Source organism: Arenibacter troitsensis (assembly GCF_900177645.1).
In the GTDB taxonomy this organism is placed as follows: Bacteria; Bacteroidota; Bacteroidia; order Flavobacteriales; family Flavobacteriaceae; genus Arenibacter; species Arenibacter troitsensis.
On record NZ_FXAO01000008.1, the window covers coordinates 42322 to 62017 of the forward strand.

A 19696-nucleotide genomic window follows, 5' to 3' on the forward strand; every position below is an offset into this window, starting at 1 on the left:
ATAGATATGTATTCAAAAGTAAAAAACGCATTACAGGAAGAGCTTGAAGCTATTAAGGCAGAGGGACTTTATAAGGAGGAAAGAATAATTACCACCCCGCAGGGGGCTGAGATCCAAACGACCAATACCAAGGACGTCCTGAATTTTTGTGCCAACAATTATTTGGGGCTTTCTGCACATCCAGAAGTTATAAAGGCAGGGAAGGAGGCAATTGATACACATGGTTATGGGCTATCTTCAGTACGTTTTATTTGTGGTACCCAGGATATCCATAAGGAATTGGAACGCAAGACCGCTGAATTTTTAGGTATGGAGGATTGTATATTGTACGCCGCCGCATTCGACGCCAACGGTGGTTTGTTCGAACCCATACTAGGGCCCGAAGACGCTATTATTTCAGATGCATTGAACCATGCTTCCATCATAGATGGGATAAGATTGTGCAAAGCGAAACGATTTAGATATGAGCATAATTCCATGGCAGACCTGGAAGAGCAATTACAAGCGGCCTCAGGTTCCCGTAGAATTTTGATCGTTACAGATGGTTCCTTTTCTATGGACGGAACCATTGCACAATTGGATAAAATCTGCGATTTGGCCGATAAATATGAGGCCATGGTGATGATAGATGAATGTCATTCTACCGGTTTTTTGGGAGCTACCGGTCGTGGATCCCATGAATATAGAAATGTAATGGGCAGGATAGATATCATTACAGGTACTTATGGCAAGGCTTTGGGTGGAGCCTCTGGAGGATTTACAGCAGCCAGAAAGGAAATTGTGGAAATGCTTAGACAACGTTCCAGACCCTATTTGTTTTCCAACACTTTGGCACCATCCATCGTTGGGGCTTCCATAAAAGTATTGGACCTTCTTTCTACTTCAACCGCGCTTCGTGACAAGTTGGAGGCAAATACCAAATATTTTCGATCTGCCATGACCGCAGCCGGTTTTGATATAGTACCTGGCGATCACCCTATTGTTCCAGTAATGCTCTATGAAGCACCCTTGGCCCAAGAGTTCGCGGCCAAATTGTTGGAGGAGGGAATTTATGTAATCGGTTTTTTCTACCCTGTAGTGCCAAAAGGGAAGGCCAGAATTAGGGTACAGTTGTCCGCAGCCCATGAACAGCACCATTTGGAAAAGGCCGTAGAGGCTTTTACCAAAGTAGGGAAGGCGCTCAAGGTAATTTAACCGCATGGCCTAAATAGTTAAAAAAGGGTAATGATGTTTAAGTTTATTATTCAATTTTTGGGAAAATTGAGTAATAAACTTAAACCATGTATCTGTCTTAATTTAGGGTAGGTGGATTTTAATCACCCAGAATTTTTGTTTCAAATCCGTCCAAGCTCAAGGTATTCTTATTTTTCCAATAGGCTTCAATCCCTTCCTTTCCCTGTTTCGTAGACCATGAGTTCAATGTATTTCGGTCTTCTTTAAAGTCCATAAAAGGGACAGCAAAACCACAGGAGGTCTGCACCAAATCGATATCCATTTCAATAATCTGACGGGCACCCGTGTTTTCAGGGAATAGATTTATAAAGCCATGGAATTCCATATCCCTATTATGGTAGATTTTTGCCTGCCCATATAGCCTAAGTATTAGTGGTTTTCCTTCAAATGCACAGAACATGATCGTCATTCTATTGTTCTTCAATAAATGCGCTGCCGTTTCATTGCCGCTACCGGTTAAATTAAGCCAAACAATTTTGTTTTCGTGGAGGATTCTAAATGAATCGGTGCCTTTCGGAGATAAATTTACCCTGCCCTCTGATGCTGCTGTCCCAACAAAAAATATCTTTTGTCTTTCAATGAATTCTTTTAATTCGGCCGTAATCGAATCTAATTTTTTTCCCATGCTTTTAAATTTGTAATAATGGCAATACCAAGGTTTCCTGTGTAATAGAAATATATTAAATAAGGTGTGTTCTATTTACCTTAAATGCTAATGAGTTGTTTAAAATGAGTTTCGCTTTCCGAGGGCAGTTGAACCTCAGTTAAGGATAAAATTGTCTCAAACCTCTCAATTGATCTTAAGGACACACAAATTAAAGGAAAAACATCTATGTGCATTTTTTTAAATAGAACTTGCGGTAAATAAATGAAACCCAAGAATATTGCGAACATAAATCTACAAAACTTTCTTTAGGACGAGGAATCAATAATTTTAATTTATTAGTGAAACCCAATTTTGGGAAGTCAGTAAGACGCTCTTAAAATTGCAAGTTGAACCAATCCCATCTTTCTCGGCGGAATCTAGGTCAATACCGCGACCCTTGGGTCGATTCCTATTATTGGTTTTAGGGCTTGCCCTAAGGTTGAATCCCTTTTGTGTAGACCTTACAAGCAATATGCGGATGATAAGCAACCTATTTTGGCATGTTTTGGTCCTGGGTCTCCAATGGTCCCATCTTTTATATCCTGCTCGTGGCTGTTAACAAAGTGGGTGGAGGAAATGCCAATGTTTTTTATAAGGTGGCTGTCCGTTTTATTTGGGAATATAATTTGTGATAGGCAAAATATGGTATACGACATAGGCTTAAGTAAGCAAAGAATCCAGGGATTATCATGCATAAGCTTTGCCATTGAGATCCTAAATGCACATATTATAACGGTATACCTTTATAAATTACTTTTTGTGTCCGGCTAAAAAGCATTTTTACAATCTAGAAAACAGAGAAACTTATATCTGTTGAATATTCTAATTAGAATGTTTAACTTTCCAAAAAAATATAAAGAACCAACCATGCAAAAAAGAACTATACTTGCCGTATTGTCGATTGTTTCCTCTTTGGGATTCTCTTCTAACGCTATGGCGCAAACTACCCAACACGATCATACCCACCATGCCCATGAACATAATGATATGGCCCATCATCACCCACATGGCCCTATGGCTTCTGATGAAATTTCCATGCAGGCAAAGTTGCTTACTGGTCAAGGTGAGTTTATTTTTTCTTGGGATCAGGATTTAACGGCCGCCTTTCCAAAAGATGCCCATGAATTTGAACCCGGAATGCACGGTGGATTTAATGAAGATCCTGAAACCGGAATTGTGTATACCGGCATACCGGGCTACGGACTATGTGCAATTAGCCCAGATCTAAAAAAATGGTCAACCATTGGTAATGACTCACGTTTAAAGGATAATATCCATGGAATTGTATTCTTTGTTCACAAAGGCAAAAAATACCTTGCAGTGGCCCAGGAAGGCAAAAGAGTTCTGGTATTGACCTTGGATGGAAGAATTGTTAGTGAAGTCTTGAAGCCTACGGGAAGCGAATTCAAGTTTTCCGAGGCCAATGAATTTTTTGGGTCAAAGGACAGTAATTTTGGGGTTACGGATGTTACCTACCTAAATGGCACCTTATATGTGGCCCACGGTTATTCCGCTGGGGATTTTGTGATGACGATAAAGGAAAAAAATGGAGTTTGGAGTTGGGGAAAACTAGCCTGGGGCGGTAAGGGGGATAAGCCCGGCCAGTTCCAAACAGCACATGGTATCTATGCCCATGACAATCATATTTTGGTGGCCAATAGGGCAGCGGGACAGGTTGTTAAATTTACCAAGAAGGGTAAGTTTGTGGAAACTTTCAATGATATTCCAGATGGTAGTTTGGTATGTAATGTTTCTTATAAAGCGGAGCATTACTTTCTAAATGCCTTGCAGGCCATTGGCGAACAAAAATCGGCACCAATTTATGTACATAGTGGTGAGAAGTTGCTTTCGACCGTTATTCCGGGAGATTTGGATATTCCCGTTCTCACAAATATTCATCAGGTTTGGCCACATATTGTTACGGAAAACGGAACCAAACAATTGTACCTTCTAGTACATGGCTGGAACAAAGGAAAATTTGCAGTCTTGAAGATGGAATAAATAAGATAAGGCCTCCCGAAATGGAGGCCTTTTTGACTTTTAAATGGAATTATTTGATTGGGGTCAGAATAATATTGCGATAGGCTACATTGCCGTGATCTCCTTGCAGGTAAATGGGCCCAGGACTTAATACATCGGCTGACATGGCGCCACCGGTTGGTCCCAACACAGGTTGATTGTCGATTATTTTTTTACCGTTGAAGATTACTGTCACATGTCGGTCTACCAAAGTAATATCAAAGTTCTGCCATTCCCCAGCGGGTTTTTCGGCAGCCATACTAGGGGTAATACGACTATACAGGGCCCCCATATTATGGGAATCCAATTCCTTACCATACGAATCCACCACTTGGATTTCATAGAGTCCGCGTAGGTATACCCCACTGTTGTTTCCTTGGGGTACATTGACTTCAAGCTTTAGGTTAAAATCCTCAAACTCCTGTAGTGTGCGAATGTTGCCATAGGAAATATGTTCGCCATTTTCTGGTTGAACTGGATCGTTCATAAGCGTGCCATCTACCACCTTAAAGCCATTGGCTTTTTTCGGATCAATCAATTTCCAGCCACTTAAATCCTTCCCATTGAACAATTTGATCGGTTTTTCATATTTCAGCTTGGACAGATCCGGTGTGCTAGGCATAGGCGGCATACGTTTTCCGTTAAAATTCTTAATGGAAACCCCCGTACCATCCCTATTGGGGCTGCTCATGGTACCTTCTAGGGCATCGCCCACTTTTTTTACTTCCAAGGTATAGGTTATGGTATGGCTTCGATCAGGACTTCTTTTTACTTGATTAGTTCTGGTAACAACTAAGGTGTTTTCGTCCAATAAATAAATGTTGGACACAGGAATTACACTGCCACCTATCCACAGTAGTTCGGCATCCAAAAACCCTTGATCCTCGTGTACGTATAGCCAGCCGGCACCCCCACCTTCTATATCGAGTCCCCACATACCTAAAAAAGGATTGGGGGATTTTTGTGGTGCCATACAATTAGAGAAGCCGTTAAGGACTATGAATACCAATATCATAGAAGTAATTGTCCGTTTCATCTTAAAGTGTTTTAGTAGTGTCTAATTTATTTATTATAGGAATAGTTGTCATCTATGGAAGTTACTCAATTATTTAGAACGGGATTCATTTCTGATGGGAAAATTCACCCATATCCCTTTTTGACCAAACTACTAAGTCAATAGTTTTATCCATAGAGACTATTGCCAACAAGACAAGGAGCTGAAAAAAACCTAAACAGATACTTAATTCTTAATAAAAACCATACAGTGTTGCCATGGTAGGTTGTCTATGTTTCTTTGAAGTTTTAACCCGGCAGCTTTCATTTCCTTGATGGCCTGTGCTTCTGTCATTTTGTGCAATTCTTTAATAGGGACCGACTTATCTTCTCCCCGATATTCAATTAAAAACAGTTTTCCATGGGATTTTAGGGCTTTTTTGATGGAGGCCAACATTTCTGCCGGATACTTAAATTCATGATAAACATCGACCATCAGTATCTTGTCCAGAGAATTTTCGGCTATGTTTATGCTTATTTCACCACCTTTTATGACCCTAACATTTTTAATTTGGTCCCGCTCTTTTCGACTATTGATCTCCTCCAACATTTCATCCTGAATATCAACCGCATAGATTAAGCCATTTCTGGCCAATTTGGCCATTTTAAAGACATGGTAACCAGATCCTGCACCAATATCGGCAATATTATCTTCAGGTTCAATTTCCATATTCATCAATAGGGTAGTGGTGTGTTCCTCTTCTTCACGCTCCGGACGGTCTAGCCATTGCATTCCTTGGTACCCCATTACATGGGCAATTTCCCTGCCCATATACCATTTTCCAATGCCATTGGGGTCCCCTTTTTTATAGCTATAATTTGCATTTGGGGTTTTGTCTTGTGCAATTCCCGTGTTCCATAATAGTAAAATAGGGAAAAGGAATATGGACGGGACTACTTTTTTCATTGGAATTTTTTTCTTGCTTTTTTGAAATCGTTATTTACTGACCAGTGCGATTACCCTTTTAAAAGTAATGAAAATAAAGCATTGCCAACCCTAAACTGTTTAAATGGACTTTCCCACTGAATATTTCCTAAAAGTTAAAATGGATTTAATTTTAAAGGATCGAGGTATTTTTTTTAGGAAATGTATCAATGAAATTATGACTTACTTAATTTGAGTGACGAACGGTTGGTCACCTCCAGTATGCCCAATTTTTTCCCACTAGGGCCATATTTATGCGTTTCACCTTGTTGACCTTTAGCCTGGATATGGAAAAAGGAAAATTGAGCTTCCCACCCAAGGGTTGGATACCAATGTCATAAGATATACAATTGTATAATATTGATATTGGGATGATTATATCTTATAGGAAATTTTCCTAAAAAAAAGACGTACCTACAGTAGGTGCTGTTATATATCGCAAGTTTGGAAATTGTGAATATCTATTTAGGGAATAGGGGGACACATTTTTCATTAAGGACTATTTTTGGCATCCTTAAAAAAAAATTAGATATGAGTCAGACTTGGTACGAGTGCAAGGTAAAATATAGAAAAACCCATGAAACTGGAGAACAGAAAGTAACAACGGAAACCTATTTATTGGATGCGATATCGTATACCGAAGCGGAGAGCAGAATAAACGAAGAGATGGCCACTTATACCAGTGAGGAATTCTTGATTACCAATATAAAAGTTGCGAATTTTTCTGAGGTGCATCCTTTTGAGAATTCCGATCGTTGGTTTAAATCCAAGGTGTCCTTAATAGCCTTTGACGAGAAAAGTGGTAAGGAAAGAAAAACCAATACTTATTTATTGGTACAGGCCAATGATGTAAAGGAAGCCTATGATAATACCATACAGGCCATGAAAGGTACCATGGGAGATTATACCATTCCTGTAATATCGGAATCTCCGATCATGGATGTATTTCCCTATTTTTCAGGTGAAGAAGGAGATATGGACCAATTGGAAAAGTTCAACGCCCTAAAGGCTTCAACTTCGGAGTCCAACGCACTTAATGAAGACTTGGAAGCGTTGGATACTTTTGAAAACGAAGAAGCCTTGGCTGTTGAAGCTGTAGATGGGGAGGAGGGGTAAGTAGTTCTTTTTTTTTAATCCATAATATAAAGAGGGCCATTAAGCCCTCTTTTTTGAAATCTGAAATGGTCTTATAATAATATCCCTCCGGAAGCTTCTATGCGCTGACCGTTGATCCAGCGGGCATCCTCGGTACATAAAAATGCCACCACACCACCAATATCGTCGGGTTCTCCCACTCTTCCCAAGGCAGTGGCAGCAGTAACGGCCTTTCTTTTTTGCTCGTTAGTTTTGTTTTCTCCGCCACCAAAATCCGTTGCAACTGCCCCTGGAGCCACCACATTGGCGGTAATTTTTCTATGTGCCAATTCTTTGGCCAAGTATCTGGTGAATACTTCAACAGCAGCTTTAGCAGGGGCATAGGCCGATGAATTTGGAAAAGTAAATCTGGTTAGACCGGAAGAAATGTTAATAATTCTACTACCGTCATTTAAATAGGGCAGGGCCTTTTGGGTGAGGAAATAGACTCCCTTGAAATGAACATTGACCATTTCATCAAACTGTTCTTCCGTGGTTTCAATAAAAGGTTGATAAATCCCGGTACCGGCGTTGTTAATCAAAAAATCGAATTTTTCCTGGGCTGTTTCGGTTTTTAAATAGGTGGAAAGCTGACTAAAGAATTCATCAAAAGAATTAATATTGGCAGTATCCAATTGTAGCGCATAAGCTAATCTGCCCATGTTCCCTATCTCGGCCACAACTTTATCTGCCGCCGATTTGTTGGAGTGGTAGGTAATAATGACGTCGATTCCTTTTTTCGCGATATTGATGGCCATATCCTTACCTAGGCCACGACTTCCTCCTGTTACTACTGCAATTTTGTTTTTGGGCATTATAATAGATTTTTGTTTTCGTAAAATTCGGGAATATTAAAGAAATGGACCAGCCTACCTGCAATTTTATAGTAGGAAATATGACCCCCCTTGAAGTTTGGATTGATATTATAGCTTATAGTTTTGTACCGACTTATGCAGGACAAGAGAGGAGCGACTTTGGCCTATTGGGTTGTTTTTATTTTTTCCTTTTTAACAATAATTATACAAAGTATGCATGATGCCAAGGTCAAAAAACCTCCCAAAATTAATTCTATCAAACTTTTGGCGAACATATTGCCTATCGTATTCAGGGCAAAAAAGACCACAAAAACCCATATGAGTATATCAATGGCCTTGTTGCTTTTTCCGCTCTCCAAAAGTTTGTATTTAATGGACAGTATCAAAATCATGAAGAGATTGATAAAGATGGAAAAAGCTTCAAAGGCCTTCATTTCCTCAACAGAATTTAATTTACCTGCCCAGACTTTATCATAGGGTATCTGCTCCGTGAAAATTAATACATGAAATATGACGAGTGCTCCAAGCAATAGGAACATAATTTTTATGGTAATTTTTTTATTCATTGTATCATTAATGTTTATGCTGGAAATGCCCAATATTGAGCAGTGGTATTCTACCGCTTATCCCTCTTGTTTTGGAATGGGTTCCTAGGTGACCAACCGCCAGGCTTTTCTGGCTTTTCTTGACAAAAGATCATTGGCCTCCGAATCCCCAATAAATTTTTCTTTATCCGAATCCCAATTAAGTTTCCTTCCCAATCTATAGGAAATCAGTCCCAAATGCATGGGCAGGGTCATGGTGCGGGCATAGGCAAGATTAGATTCGGTCTGGGTTCTGGATTTTACCGCATCCACAAAGTTTTGTTGGTGCCCTGGGGAACGGATTATACTTTGTGGTATTTCCGGGATATCCGTCATGGTTTCCCCGTTGATGGTAATTTCTCGTGTATTGTAATCACAAATTAAACTCCCTTTGTCTCCTTCAAAATAAGCTCCGATTCCGCGATCGGAGGCTCCGGGAACATTTGGAGGATCACTGGTCCAATAGAGTTTTAGACCGTCGAACTCATAGTCGATCTCGATCCATTTAGGGGTATCGGCAATGCCCTCGGCCTTTTCCCCTCGGGCAAGGATACTCTTTAGGCCCTTAGGTTCCAAAGCCCAAAAGGCGACATCGGCGATATGGCACCAGAAATCCGCAAAAAAGCCTCCGGAATAATCCAAGAAATAGCGGTAGGTAAAGTGGCATTTTTCGGGCATATAATCTACATAAGGGGCCGGTCCCAGCCACATATCCCAATTAAGGTTTTTTGGAACGGACATAATTTTGGGATTGCCCAAATCTGGTGGTGCCCCTGTCTTCCATAAACGCACTGTGTGAACATTACCAATGGCGCCCGACTTTATTATTTCCACCACACGATGATAGTTATCCGTGGCATGAATCTGCGTTCCCATTTGAAAGATACGGTTGTGCATTTCCAAATTTTTGAGCATCATCTGTCCTTCTTTTACATCATAGGACAGCGGTTTTTCTCCGTATACATCTTTTCCTGCCTGGAAAGCCAGAGTTGCTATCTGGGCATGCCAATGGTCCGGGGTAGCACAAGTAATGGCATCAATATCCTTACGGTCCAGAATATTTCGAAAATCCTCATAGCCTTTCACCTTTTTTCCAGGCTGAAGGGTTTCCATTGTTTTTAGACTGTTGGCCAGGTGCAATTCATCTACATCGCATAGGGCTACCACATCCACTTCCGGTAGGGCGCTGAACCATTTCATATGGCTATTGCCCATTCCCCCAACGCCAATATGGGCAACCCTTAGGCGATCGCTAGGAGCGATCTTGCCATAGACCGATGGTAATATGGTTAGGCCCAATAGGCCCAAACCACTTTGTTTAATAAACTCTCTTCGATGTTGGTCTTTTGGTTTCATTTATGCTTGGTTTGGTACAATTCAATATTGGTAACGCCAAAATAAATTCTATGGCGACGTATCTATCTTATTCCTTGAGTTTAGCGAACAGCCATTCCTTTCTCAATTCCTGCTGTTCAGGATAGGTCCAATGCTGTGTTTTTTGAAAAAGGTGTAATTCCTTGGGAGCTGTAATTACATTATAGGCCGAATAGGTAGAGGCCGGGGGACATACATTGTCATTATAGCCCCAACTGTACCAGCCCGGTACTTTTACGAATCGTGCAAAATTAACAACATCGTAATATTTGGAAACTTCAATCTTTTCCGGTTTGTTGGTGTAATCGTCCACAAATATCTGTGGCCAACCTCCTGCACGCCCATGTAAAAATCCGGTCATATCCGATAAGGCAGGGTAAAAGGCTGCCAAATAATCAATTCTATCATCCAAACTGGCCGTCACAATGGAAAGTGCACCGCCCTGGCTGCCACCGGTAACGGCAATATCCTCACCGTTGAATCCGTCTACACTTTCTATAAAATCTACCGCTCTAACACAACCGAGATATACTCGGCGGTAATAGGCATTATCCTTATCATCCAGATTAAAGGTTTGGTAACCGCCCAATGCCCCTTTGCCAAGATCATCATAAACACTTTGGTCCAAGTTTACTGGAATACCGTGAATACCAATGGTAAAGGAAATATAACCTTGGGCGGCTTCGTCAATTTCCCCATAATAAGGGCGTATTCCTGCGCCGGGCACATGAAGGATGGCAGGGTATTTTCCAGCTTTTTTAGGTTTGGTAAGAATACCGTAGATTTTCCCCTTAATGTTGTCCAATCTTACATGGTATACATCTACCTTGTCAGTACAGCGTTCTGGCATCAAAGTGAGTACTGCGTTCATGGGTACTTGGTTCAATTCTTCCTTGCCTTTATTCCAAAATGCCTCAAAATCTTTGGGTAAAGTGGTGGTAGGTTGTATTTTGTCTGGAGCAAAACCTACCGTCGTATACGAAGAATATTCCTTCCCATCCACTTTTACGGTCGCGGTGCAACGCAAAAATCCCGGTTCGGTAAATTTTTTGGCTTTTATTTTTGTGGAATTGTTTTTAAGCGTCCGTGTGCCCTCGTCCCAAATTTTTAAGGTTCGATAGCCTGGATCTGGTTGAATGGTATACTGAATCTCGATGCCGTCCAAGGGTATATTGTTTCTAAAAACCGAAATTGAAAATTCGGGCTGTTCGCCAAGAGAGTAGGTCCAATCGGCATGGTTTGGACTTACCATGACCTCTACCAGTTCTTGTCGGGGTTGAGCGTTTAGACCAAGGATACAAAGGAGGAAGAGGGTAATAGGGACAAAAATTTTTGTTTTCATATTTTTGGTTGGTTTATTTTCTAATTTGAGCAATACCAATGGGTATATGCGCATTATGATGTGAAGGAAACAGGTAATGATTCCTTGCACTTTAGAAAGATAATAAATATGGTTGAAATTTGAGTCTATAAATGAATAAGACCCCAAAAGGAGGGGTCTATATTGTATGGGTGTTTGAGAAATGTAAGAGCTAAGACTCCGATTCTTTCATTTCCATAATGAGATTGGCGATCAAGGCCGTCCATCCCGTTTGATGTGATGCCCCAAGACCCTTGCCATTATCACCATCAAAAAATTCGTAAAAGAGATGATGGTTTTTGAAATGTTCGTCTTTGGAGAAAAGTTTATTCCGGTCCTCCGCATGGTATTGAAATTTACCCTCGGAATTGGGTTCGAACAACCTTACCAACCTTTTGGTAAGCTCGTTGGCAATTTCATTTAAGTTTAATTTCTTTCCAGATCCAGTAGGGAATTCATATTGATAGGTAGGTCCATAAAAAGTATAATATTTACGCAACGACTGAATGATCATGTAATTCAATGGCATCCAAATGGGACCCCGCCAATTGGAGTTGCCGCCAAACATATTGGACCTACTTTCCCCAGGTTCATAGTGGATGGAATAGTGACCGTTGTGTTGAAATACAAAAGGATGTTCCTTGTGATATTTTGAAAGGGAACGAATCCCATAATCGGATAGAAACTCATCTTCGTCCAAAAGCCGCTTCAGGAGTTTTTCCAGTCTATAGGCCCTCATAATAGAAAATAAATAGTTGCCATCTTTGTTGGCCTCTTCGATATTGGAAATTAGGGAAGCCAGATCCGGTCTGGTCCTAACAATTTCTGCAGCCCTTATTTTAAACTCCTTCAACTGTTCAAAGAGATCCTTATGGATAATCTCAACAGCAAATAAGGGAATTATACCTACTAGGGAGCGTACTTTCAACCTACTAGTTGCCCCATTGGAAAGTTCAACCACGTCGTAATAAAAATCGTCCTCATCATCCCACAGCGAGATATCTTTTTTCCCTATATGGTGCATGGCCCAGGCAATATTCAGGAAATGTCTAAAGAATTTGGCTGCAGACTCCTCATACACCTTATTGGTCTTGGCCAGCTCCAGAGACATTCGCAACATATTTACCGTAAACATGGCCATCCAACTTGTGGCATCGGCCTGCTGCATTCTGCTAACGCCCTCGGGCATGTGATTCCGATCGAATACTCCAATGTTGTCCAGACCCAAAAATCCACCTTCAAAAAGATCCGTACCATGTTTGTCCTTTTGGTTTACCCACCAGGTAAAATTGATGAGTAATTTTTGGAATGCATGTTCCAAAAACTTGGTATCGCCTTTGCCAGTTCGTAATTTATCCTTTTCATAAACATTCCATACCGCCCATGAATGTACAGGAGGGTTAACGTCACTAAAATTCCATTCGTAGGCCGGTATTTGTCCGTTGGGGTGCATATAATTTTCCCGGAGCACCAATAGTAATTGTTCTTTGGCAAAATAGGGGTCTATTTCTACAAAGGAAACCATGTGAAAAGCCAGGTCCCAGGCCGCGTACCAAGGATACTCCCATTTGTCGGGCATAGATATTACATGCCTATTGGTAAGATGCTGCCAGGTGAAATTTCTAGCCGCCGCACGGAAAGGTTTTGGTTCCCCTGGTCCTCCAAAAAGCCATTTAAAAACATCATAATAATAAAATTGCTTGGTCCATAACAAACCGGAGAAAGCACTTTTGGCAATGGCTTGGTGGCCTTTTGGCATGTCGGTCTTCAGGATATTGCCATAAAATTCCTCACATTCATGTATTCTTTGTTCAAATACCGTATCAAAATCGGACCAAGGGTTCTCCAATTTTTTCTTACTAAGCCGTATCCTAATGCTCTTTTCTTCCCCTGCCTTTAGCTTAAACTTATACCATACGGCCGACTTGGAACCATTTTTTTCCGGATTTACGGTAGATTTTCCATTTACCACATGGTCGTTGATACCATCCTTAACATAGGCCACCTCATTATCAACATTGTAAATACGTTTATTGTTGGTCTCATTTTCACAGAACAACTGTTTGCCATTTTCATGGTAAAAATAATACCTGCCATTTCTAATACTTCTGGATTGTAAACAATTATCCGAGATAGATTTGATACTGGGACGTGTAAACCTTTTATTGTGTTTCCAAAAATTTCTGAACCATAGGTGAGGGAGCACATGTATATTTGCCTTTTTGCTGCCTCTATTGACCACTGTGATTTTCATAAGAATATCCTCTACGTCCGCTTTGGCATATTCAATGTAACAATCGAAATAGGCATTGTTATCAAAAGATTTGGAATCCAACAATTCATACTCCATATCTTCCCGGCTACGAATGTTGTTATTGACCAGCTCTAAATATGGAAATTTTTTATGTGGATACTTATACAGGTATTTACAGTAGGAATGGGTTGGTGTAGACACCTGATGAAAATAAAGTTCCTTGACATCTTCCCCATGATTCCCTTGATTATTGGTAAGGCCGAACAAACGTTCCTTTAAAATATCATCCTTACCGTTCCAAAAAGCAGGAGCCAAACACAATATCTCCCTGGAGTCGCAAAAGCCACCTATTCCTTCTTCCCCCCATCTATAGGCGTTGCTACGAGCTTTGTCGTGACCTACAAAATCCCATGCATGTCCATGTTCGCTATAATCTTCCCGAACAGTACCCCATTGTCTTTCTGCCAAATACGGACCCCATTTTTTCCAATGTTTGTAGGCGTCGGGAACAGCCAGTCTGTCTTCCTCAGCAATTTTCGGGGTAAAATGTGCCATTGAGATATTGATTTTTCGTAATTAAAAGAATTAAACCATAGATGTGTAAAACCTGAAAGTTGGATAGTTATCCCTAAAATGTAAATAGCTATTTTTTATTCGGGTATAATTGTAAAAATAAGACTAATTACTTCAGTTGGTAATTATACCCTTCAATATTACCTAATTGTTATTTTTATGGATAAACTTTTGTTATCCCATTAAAAAAAACGATTCAAATTAAAGAAGTCATATTAGATTTACCCGTGAAGGTTGGAGGAGTATTCTTATTATTGATAATTGTTATAGGGCATTTATATGTTCCATGCCATTCGATGCCCTAAACGAACCCTATTTCGGGGAAGTATTTTTGTGAAGAATCGGTATTAAATTAAGATGCCCAAATAATTTCAGTGATGTGTATCGGTTCTTCTTAATTATTATCCATAGCAACGGTTATTTTGGTTTGCATGGCATCCTCAATTTTATTCAGAAGGTCTTCCGGCTCAAAAGGTTTAAAAATGAAACCGTTCATTCCACTTTCTATAATTTTGCTCTTCACCTCCATAAAAACTGAGGCAGATAGGGCCATAATGGGAGTATCTGTATTGAATTTTCTTATTTCCATGGAAGCCATATAACCATCCATTATGGGCATCTGGATATCCATTAGTATGGCATCGTAATCATTTTCGCGAACCTTGTTAACAGCCTCTTGTCCATCATAAGCCACTTCCACGACTAGGTTGGCCTTTTCCAAGATTTGCCTCCCTACCATGACGTTGATCTGATTATCTTCCACCAACAAAATTCGATTTCCCTTTAGATCATGTTCCTTTTTCTTGGTGGCTTGCTCCAATGCCTCTTTTGAGGCCAATTTTAACTCCAAATCAAAACTAAAACTGCTGCCTACGCCCGGCTCACTATCAATTTTTACTTGCGAGCCCATGGCTTCCACTATACTTTTTACAATGGGCAGCCCTAGGCCGGTGCCACCATACAAGCGATTTGTACTGGTAGAGGCTTGGGTAAATGCCTCCCATACTTTTTCATGTTGATCCTGGGCAATGCCAATACCGGTATCCTTTATTTCCGTATGCAAAAGGACAGTATCTGCAGTTTCGTTCAATTTTGTGATCTTCAGGCTTACACTTCCTTCATCGGTAAACTTGATGGCGTTGGAAACTAGGTTGTTTATTACCTGGTTAAAACGTACTATATCCAATTGAACAACAGGAAGGTCATCGTCAATTTCCAATTCCAGGGCAATACCTTTTCTCAAACAACTGGGTTCATGAATCTTTTTAATTTGTTTTACGGCCAACATGATATTGGTAGGAATCGGATCCAAGGTAATGGTTGTAGATTCCATTTTGCTAAAATCCAAAACATTGTTAAGTAAGTTCAGCAAAATTTTCCCTGAGTAGTTCAGCGCTTCTATATTCTGTACCTGGTCTTGTCTTGGATTGGAATCCCCGAGTATGTGCGAGAGGCCGGTAATAGCATTTAGCGGTGTCCGTATCTCATGGCTCATCATACTCAAAAATCTTGATTTGGCATTGGATTCCTCTATGGCTTCTTCACGCTGGTTATGGATGCTGGAATAGTATTGGGCATTTATATAAGAGAAATAAATTAACTGATAGGTTACCAGTAAAATAGTGGTCCCAATGGAGACCGGATAAATATATTTACCAGCCAATTCAGGATCCATATGGATATGGGTGAACAAATTAAAATCCGTATAATACAGTAGGAACCACAGTAGCACGGAAAACCCTGAAAATAGAACTATAAAATTCCTCTCCCGTCTATAGGAAAAGGCTACGAAGGGTAGGGCCAAGGCAAACATCAGAATAAACTCTACACTACCTGCTTTTCCTATAAATGAAGCCGTAATGGCAACACTTATATTAAAGGCGATCATGTAGATAAAGCGGGCAAGGGTGAGGTTGCCATTTTTTGAAACAAGTGCTGAGATAATAAAAAATGGTACGGTAGCCCCAATATACCTGCTCAATTCCATCAATTCCAAGCTTCTGGCAATAAAAAACCAAATGGTGGATATCAGGGTTGTTAAAATTGATAAACAGAATACTAGTTTTATTCGCCTAGAAGAGAATTCATCCATTGGTATTAATAAATTAACGCAACATAGTTTTATGATTGGTCTTCGAACACCCTATTTTTGCAATGATGATAGCGTTCCTTTTTGTAGAACGACTATATCCTTATTTTATTATAAGTAAATTCTTACATTATAGCTAGGCAACACAATGTTGTAGGGAGAATGGAATGTAAGCCAATAGGATTATTTCTAGGAGGTTACCGTGTTTAGATCTCTTCAATTACGGATGTTCCGAAGGATCTATCACCACTCGTCCATTGCCAATTTTCGTGAAGTCTGATTTTTCCGTTGGACAAAATTTCTGGTCTTGAATGACATACCCCGGTCATTAATTCTCCTTTATCGTTAACCTGATGATACCGCATGTCTATATTGCCCTCCTTGTCCACCAAACCTATCAATTGTCCTTTTACAATTTGCCCACCCTGGTATTCTGAAGTTAAAATATTGCCCTTTTGCCGGTATTCGAAAATAGTCTCGCTGGAAGTCTCCCCATTATTGGAATTTAGGATAGTTTTAAATTTTTTATTGTTATAGTTCATGGGTTCCTTCCATTTAAAATCAATACTATTTGGTGTATACTATTTTGCCATCAAAAATAGTCATGGCAACTTCCGTATGCAAAAGTTCTTTTTCCGGGACCTCCATTAAATCCCTGTCGTATATGGTAAAATCTGCCAATTTACCAATAGTTATAGAACCCTTTATGTTTTCTTCGAATGCCCCATAAGCGGCATCCAGGGTATAGGATTTCAGCGCCTGTTCCCTGGTCATTTTCTCTCCAGGCTCATAACCTCCATCAGGCGTTCCTTGCATAGTTTTTCTTGTTACACTGGCATAGAAACTGGCAATAGGGTTTAGTGGTTCCACAGGTACATCGGTGCCATTCACAATGGGGATACCACTTTTTAAAAGGCTTTGCCACATATATGCCCCTTCTTTTATTCGCTGTTCTCCCAAACGGTCAATGGCCCAAGGCCTATCCGAAGACATATGTATGGCCTGCATGGCAGGAATTACCCCTAATTGCGCAAAGCGCGGAATATCATCGGGATGTAAATGCTGTGCGTGCTCTATACGGAACCTGTGGTCGTTGACCCGTTGGGGGAATTTGGAAAAGGCCGATTCGTAACGGTCAAGTACTTCCCTGTTGGCCCTATCACCAATAGCATGCGCACATATTTGAAAGCCATACTGAAGCCCATTGATCGCCGTCTCTTCTACAAAATCCATCGGGAGGGTTTCGTGTCCAAAGTGCCCTGGTCTATCACTATAAGACTCCAATAACCAAGCCCCTCTGGAACCTAAGGCACCGTCACAGTTTAATTTAACGGATCTAATCGTCATTAAATTATCGGAATCTATCATTGGTCCTTTTTCATACCAATCGTTAAGCAATTCTTTATCCCAACTCGTTAGCATCCCATATAGGCGAATTTTCATTTTATCCTTAGCCTTCATTTCTTGGTAAAGTGCTATGGTCTCCCTGCCTATGCCAGCATCATGAAAACTGGTAATACCATTTTTATGGCAGGCGGCAACCGCCATTTCAAATGCCTCAATATTTTTTGCTGGGGTGTTTTCCGGGATATGTTTTGTAATAATGCTTTCGGCGAGCTCATTGAAAATACCCGTAGGCCTTCCCATAGCGTCTCGCATTACCTCGCCACCCTCGACCTCAAATTTGCTTATTCCTTCCTTGGACAATTCCAATAGACCGGCGATTTCCATGGCCTTTGCATTGGCAAAACCTGCATGGCCACTGGCATGCCCAAGGTAAACCGGATTGTCCGGGGAAATAGCACTAAGTAAATCGTGTGTTTGAAAGCCATTTACTAATTCTGACGGCATTTCTTTCCATTTGCTTTGATGCCATCCTCTACCCGTAATCCACTCTCCAGGTGCCGCCTTTTTGACCCTTTCGGCCACGGCATCTACAATTTCCTGATAACTGGTAGTATTACTGAGATCCAAATTCAATTCATTGTAACCCAATCCCATAAAATGGCCATGGCCTTCTATTAATCCTGGGGTCATGGTTTTGCCTTCTAGATCCAAAAGTTGGGTCTGGGCACTTTTGTATTGCTCGGCTTCGGCAAGACTACCAGCAAATAGTATGATGTTGCCCTTCACGGCTACTGCTTCCACCGTGGGCCGTGTGGTATCTACGGTATAAATATTACCTCCATAAATAAGCATGGTGGCCGATTCCTTTTCAGTGTCCTGGCACGAGGTAAATAGGAGCAAAGTTATAATAGCTCCCAGGGATAACGAGATTCGTAATGGCTTCATATTCTTTTCTTAAAAGTTGAATTTACAATTTTAAGAGGAAACTTATTACTGACTTATGATAAATTGTGGAGAACCTGGGACTTTCAAACAAAAGCTTGCCATGGGAATATCCGAAAGGAGGCCTATAATCCAGTGCTTGTAGTGTTATAGCAGAATAATCTTAATCACCTAATAAAGGTAGACTCGCTTATGTAAATTATAATGCTTGTAGCTGGTGGCAACAGTTTTAACTGTGCATATCGGTAGTCCTGTAAATTCATATTCTCGATTGTAATGCACCATTGCCATTCAAAACTATAGAAGGACTTATCTCAGCATTTACTGTATTGCCGGGAAACTTAGAATTACAACCCGAAATTATTTTCCCAAAGGGGCATTAAATAGGTTTAGTCGTATATTTCATCGTTGGAAAAGATGGACCATTTGTTCTAAATCCATAAGACAAGTCATTTCCATTTAGATTTTTTCAAAAAATATTTAATTAAGGATTGGTGGATTTTTTAATTGGAATAGATATTAAAAAATTCAGCCGTATCCTTAATGTCATTGATTCCTAAAATCCAGCAAACTTCAGAAAGATCTGAAAAGTCCAAGCCGCCTTGAGAAATGGCCTTATTGTTGTAGCGACCATCTTTTCCGTTATATTCATTTGAGATTTCAATAGCGAGTTCCCAAACTTCAATCAATTTTGGATTTGTTAATTTATCCCTCCACTGGGTGTATTCTGCTGACAGAAACCCAGGTGTCCCATTGCCAACAACATTGCCGTCCGATATCTTATGATAATCGGTGTTTTTCTTTACAAATTCAAGATCCTCTGGAGAGGTAGATTTTTCATTCCAATCAGAATGTTGCACCACATGTATATTTTCGGAAGTGTTTATTTCCGGTAAATTGGCTTGAATGGATTTAATAAGTTCTGCGGTAAAATCTGATTGGCCCGCCTCGGCTATCCACACATCACCTTGGTTTAAGAGGGTTGCAGTAATTTTGGACCTCACTTGTTCCACTGCGGTTTGTGTATTATTATGTGCATCCGTCCAATGGTCCTTAAATGCCAATTCCAATAATGGATTGGGCGGAACGTATAAGCCACTCTGAATACCATAGGTGCCTGCAACGGCGTGATAATTTATTTTAGAAAAATTGGGATCGAACATGAGTGTAAAAAAGGCAGCCATAGTGTGTAGGTCATCAACATCTGTTTTACAATCATACTGAACTAATAGGAGGTCTTTTTCTATATTGAAACTACCCGCTTGCAGAGCCCCGTTATCCAAATCATTACTTTTACAGGACCATAATATTATCGCTATAATAATTAATGTTCTTGACACCATTTTCA

The 19696-nt window shown here is 40.3% G+C and carries 15 protein-coding genes; 3 read left to right on the forward strand and 12 right to left on the reverse strand.

Annotated elements, in window-relative coordinates; translation table 11 throughout:
• Positions 1-6 precede the first annotated feature (6 nt).
• Complete coding sequence (gene kbl, locus B9Y87_RS17210) at positions 7-1194, forward strand: glycine C-acetyltransferase (protein WP_085500218.1); 1188 nt, start codon at positions 7-9, stop codon at positions 1192-1194.
• A 118-nt stretch (positions 1195-1312) separates the two neighbouring features.
• On the opposite strand, the gene B9Y87_RS17215 is transcribed toward kbl, so the two are convergent.
• Positions 1313-1858, reverse strand: coding sequence for a pyridoxamine 5'-phosphate oxidase family protein (locus tag B9Y87_RS17215; protein ID WP_085500219.1), 546 nt, complete (start codon positions 1856-1858; stop codon positions 1313-1315).
• An 888-nt stretch (positions 1859-2746) separates the two neighbouring features.
• On the opposite strand from B9Y87_RS17215, the gene B9Y87_RS17220 reads away from it, so the two are divergent.
• Positions 2747-3880, forward strand: coding sequence for an NHL repeat-containing protein (locus B9Y87_RS17220; RefSeq protein WP_139827274.1), 1134 nt, complete (start codon positions 2747-2749; stop codon positions 3878-3880).
• Between the two features lie 49 nt (positions 3881-3929).
• Here the strand turns inward: B9Y87_RS17220 and B9Y87_RS17225 are convergent, their stop codons facing one another.
• Together B9Y87_RS17225 and B9Y87_RS17230 are read right to left on the reverse strand one after the other, a co-directional pair.
• The gene (locus B9Y87_RS17225) at positions 3930-4934 is read right to left on the reverse strand and encodes a 3-keto-disaccharide hydrolase (RefSeq protein ID WP_085500221.1); all 1005 of its coding nucleotides are present in this window, start codon (positions 4932-4934) and stop codon (positions 3930-3932) included.
• A gap of 204 nt (positions 4935-5138) precedes the next feature.
• Positions 5139-5858 (reverse strand): class I SAM-dependent methyltransferase, encoded by a 720-nt coding sequence (locus B9Y87_RS17230; protein ID WP_085500222.1) that lies wholly within the window; start codon positions 5856-5858, stop codon positions 5139-5141.
• A 549-nt stretch (positions 5859-6407) separates the two neighbouring features.
• On the opposite strand from B9Y87_RS17230, the gene B9Y87_RS17235 reads away from it, so the two are divergent.
• Complete coding sequence (locus B9Y87_RS17235; RefSeq protein WP_085500349.1) at positions 6408-6992, forward strand: DUF4494 domain-containing protein; 585 nt, start codon at positions 6408-6410, stop codon at positions 6990-6992.
• Between the two features lie 71 nt (positions 6993-7063).
• Here the strand turns inward: B9Y87_RS17235 and B9Y87_RS17240 are convergent, their stop codons facing one another.
• From B9Y87_RS17240 to B9Y87_RS17280, 9 genes are all read right to left on the reverse strand, one after another.
• Complete coding sequence (locus B9Y87_RS17240) at positions 7064-7825, reverse strand: SDR family oxidoreductase (protein ID WP_085500223.1); 762 nt, start codon at positions 7823-7825, stop codon at positions 7064-7066.
• 164 nt (positions 7826-7989) lie between these two features.
• Positions 7990-8391: a hypothetical protein gene (locus tag B9Y87_RS17245; RefSeq protein WP_085500224.1), complete on the reverse strand. Its 402-nt coding sequence runs from the start codon at positions 8389-8391 to the stop codon at positions 7990-7992.
• An 84-nt stretch (positions 8392-8475) separates the two neighbouring features.
• Entirely contained in the window at positions 8476-9765 is a 1290-nt protein-coding gene (locus tag B9Y87_RS17250; protein ID WP_085500225.1) for a Gfo/Idh/MocA family protein, read from the reverse strand.
• Positions 9766-9832: 67 nt separating this feature from the next.
• Entirely contained in the window at positions 9833-11125 is a 1293-nt protein-coding gene (locus B9Y87_RS17255) for an acetylxylan esterase (protein ID WP_085500350.1), read from the reverse strand.
• A 190-nt stretch (positions 11126-11315) separates the two neighbouring features.
• On the reverse strand, positions 11316-13952 hold the full coding sequence (locus tag B9Y87_RS17260; RefSeq protein ID WP_085500226.1) for an MGH1-like glycoside hydrolase domain-containing protein: 2637 nt from the start codon (positions 13950-13952) through the stop codon (positions 11316-11318).
• A gap of 412 nt (positions 13953-14364) precedes the next feature.
• A complete protein-coding gene (locus B9Y87_RS17265; protein WP_085500227.1) occupies positions 14365-16062 on the reverse strand; it encodes a response regulator in 1698 nt (565 codons plus the stop codon).
• Between the two features lie 203 nt (positions 16063-16265).
• Complete coding sequence (locus B9Y87_RS17270) at positions 16266-16601, reverse strand: avidin-fold protein (protein ID WP_085500228.1); 336 nt, start codon at positions 16599-16601, stop codon at positions 16266-16268.
• Positions 16602-16626: 25 nt separating this feature from the next.
• Positions 16627-18351 (reverse strand): amidohydrolase, encoded by a 1725-nt coding sequence (locus B9Y87_RS17275; RefSeq protein WP_085500229.1) that lies wholly within the window; start codon positions 18349-18351, stop codon positions 16627-16629.
• Between the two features lie 500 nt (positions 18352-18851).
• A complete protein-coding gene (locus tag B9Y87_RS17280) occupies positions 18852-19691 on the reverse strand; it encodes a hypothetical protein (protein WP_085500230.1) in 840 nt (279 codons plus the stop codon).
• Between the last annotated feature and the right edge of the window lie 5 nt (positions 19692-19696).

What these genes read in the sequence shown, in the direction of transcription:
- kbl (WP_085500218.1), top strand. Translation starts at nt 7, where the DNA reads ATGTATTCAAAAGTAAAAAACGCATTACAGGAAGAGCTTGAAGCTATT.
- B9Y87_RS17215 (WP_085500219.1), bottom strand. Translation starts at nt 1,858, where the DNA reads ATGGGAAAAAAATTAGATTCGATTACGGCCGAATTAAAAGAATTCATT.
- B9Y87_RS17220 (WP_139827274.1), top strand. Translation starts at nt 2,747, where the DNA reads ATGCAAAAAAGAACTATACTTGCCGTATTGTCGATTGTTTCCTCTTTG.
- B9Y87_RS17225 (WP_085500221.1), bottom strand. Translation starts at nt 4,934, where the DNA reads ATGAAACGGACAATTACTTCTATGATATTGGTATTCATAGTCCTTAAC.
- B9Y87_RS17230 (WP_085500222.1), bottom strand. Translation starts at nt 5,858, where the DNA reads ATGAAAAAAGTAGTCCCGTCCATATTCCTTTTCCCTATTTTACTATTA.
- B9Y87_RS17235 (WP_085500349.1), top strand. Translation starts at nt 6,408, where the DNA reads ATGAGTCAGACTTGGTACGAGTGCAAGGTAAAATATAGAAAAACCCAT.
- B9Y87_RS17240 (WP_085500223.1), bottom strand. Translation starts at nt 7,825, where the DNA reads ATGCCCAAAAACAAAATTGCAGTAGTAACAGGAGGAAGTCGTGGCCTA.
- B9Y87_RS17245 (WP_085500224.1), bottom strand. Translation starts at nt 8,391, where the DNA reads ATGAATAAAAAAATTACCATAAAAATTATGTTCCTATTGCTTGGAGCA.
- B9Y87_RS17250 (WP_085500225.1), bottom strand. Translation starts at nt 9,765, where the DNA reads ATGAAACCAAAAGACCAACATCGAAGAGAGTTTATTAAACAAAGTGGT.
- B9Y87_RS17255 (WP_085500350.1), bottom strand. Translation starts at nt 11,125, where the DNA reads ATGAAAACAAAAATTTTTGTCCCTATTACCCTCTTCCTCCTTTGTATC.
- B9Y87_RS17260 (WP_085500226.1), bottom strand. Translation starts at nt 13,952, where the DNA reads ATGGCACATTTTACCCCGAAAATTGCTGAGGAAGACAGACTGGCTGTT.
- B9Y87_RS17265 (WP_085500227.1), bottom strand. Translation starts at nt 16,062, where the DNA reads ATGGATGAATTCTCTTCTAGGCGAATAAAACTAGTATTCTGTTTATCA.
- B9Y87_RS17270 (WP_085500228.1), bottom strand. Translation starts at nt 16,601, where the DNA reads ATGAACTATAACAATAAAAAATTTAAAACTATCCTAAATTCCAATAAT.
- B9Y87_RS17275 (WP_085500229.1), bottom strand. Translation starts at nt 18,351, where the DNA reads ATGAAGCCATTACGAATCTCGTTATCCCTGGGAGCTATTATAACTTTG.
- B9Y87_RS17280 (WP_085500230.1), bottom strand. Translation starts at nt 19,691, where the DNA reads ATGGTGTCAAGAACATTAATTATTATAGCGATAATATTATGGTCCTGT.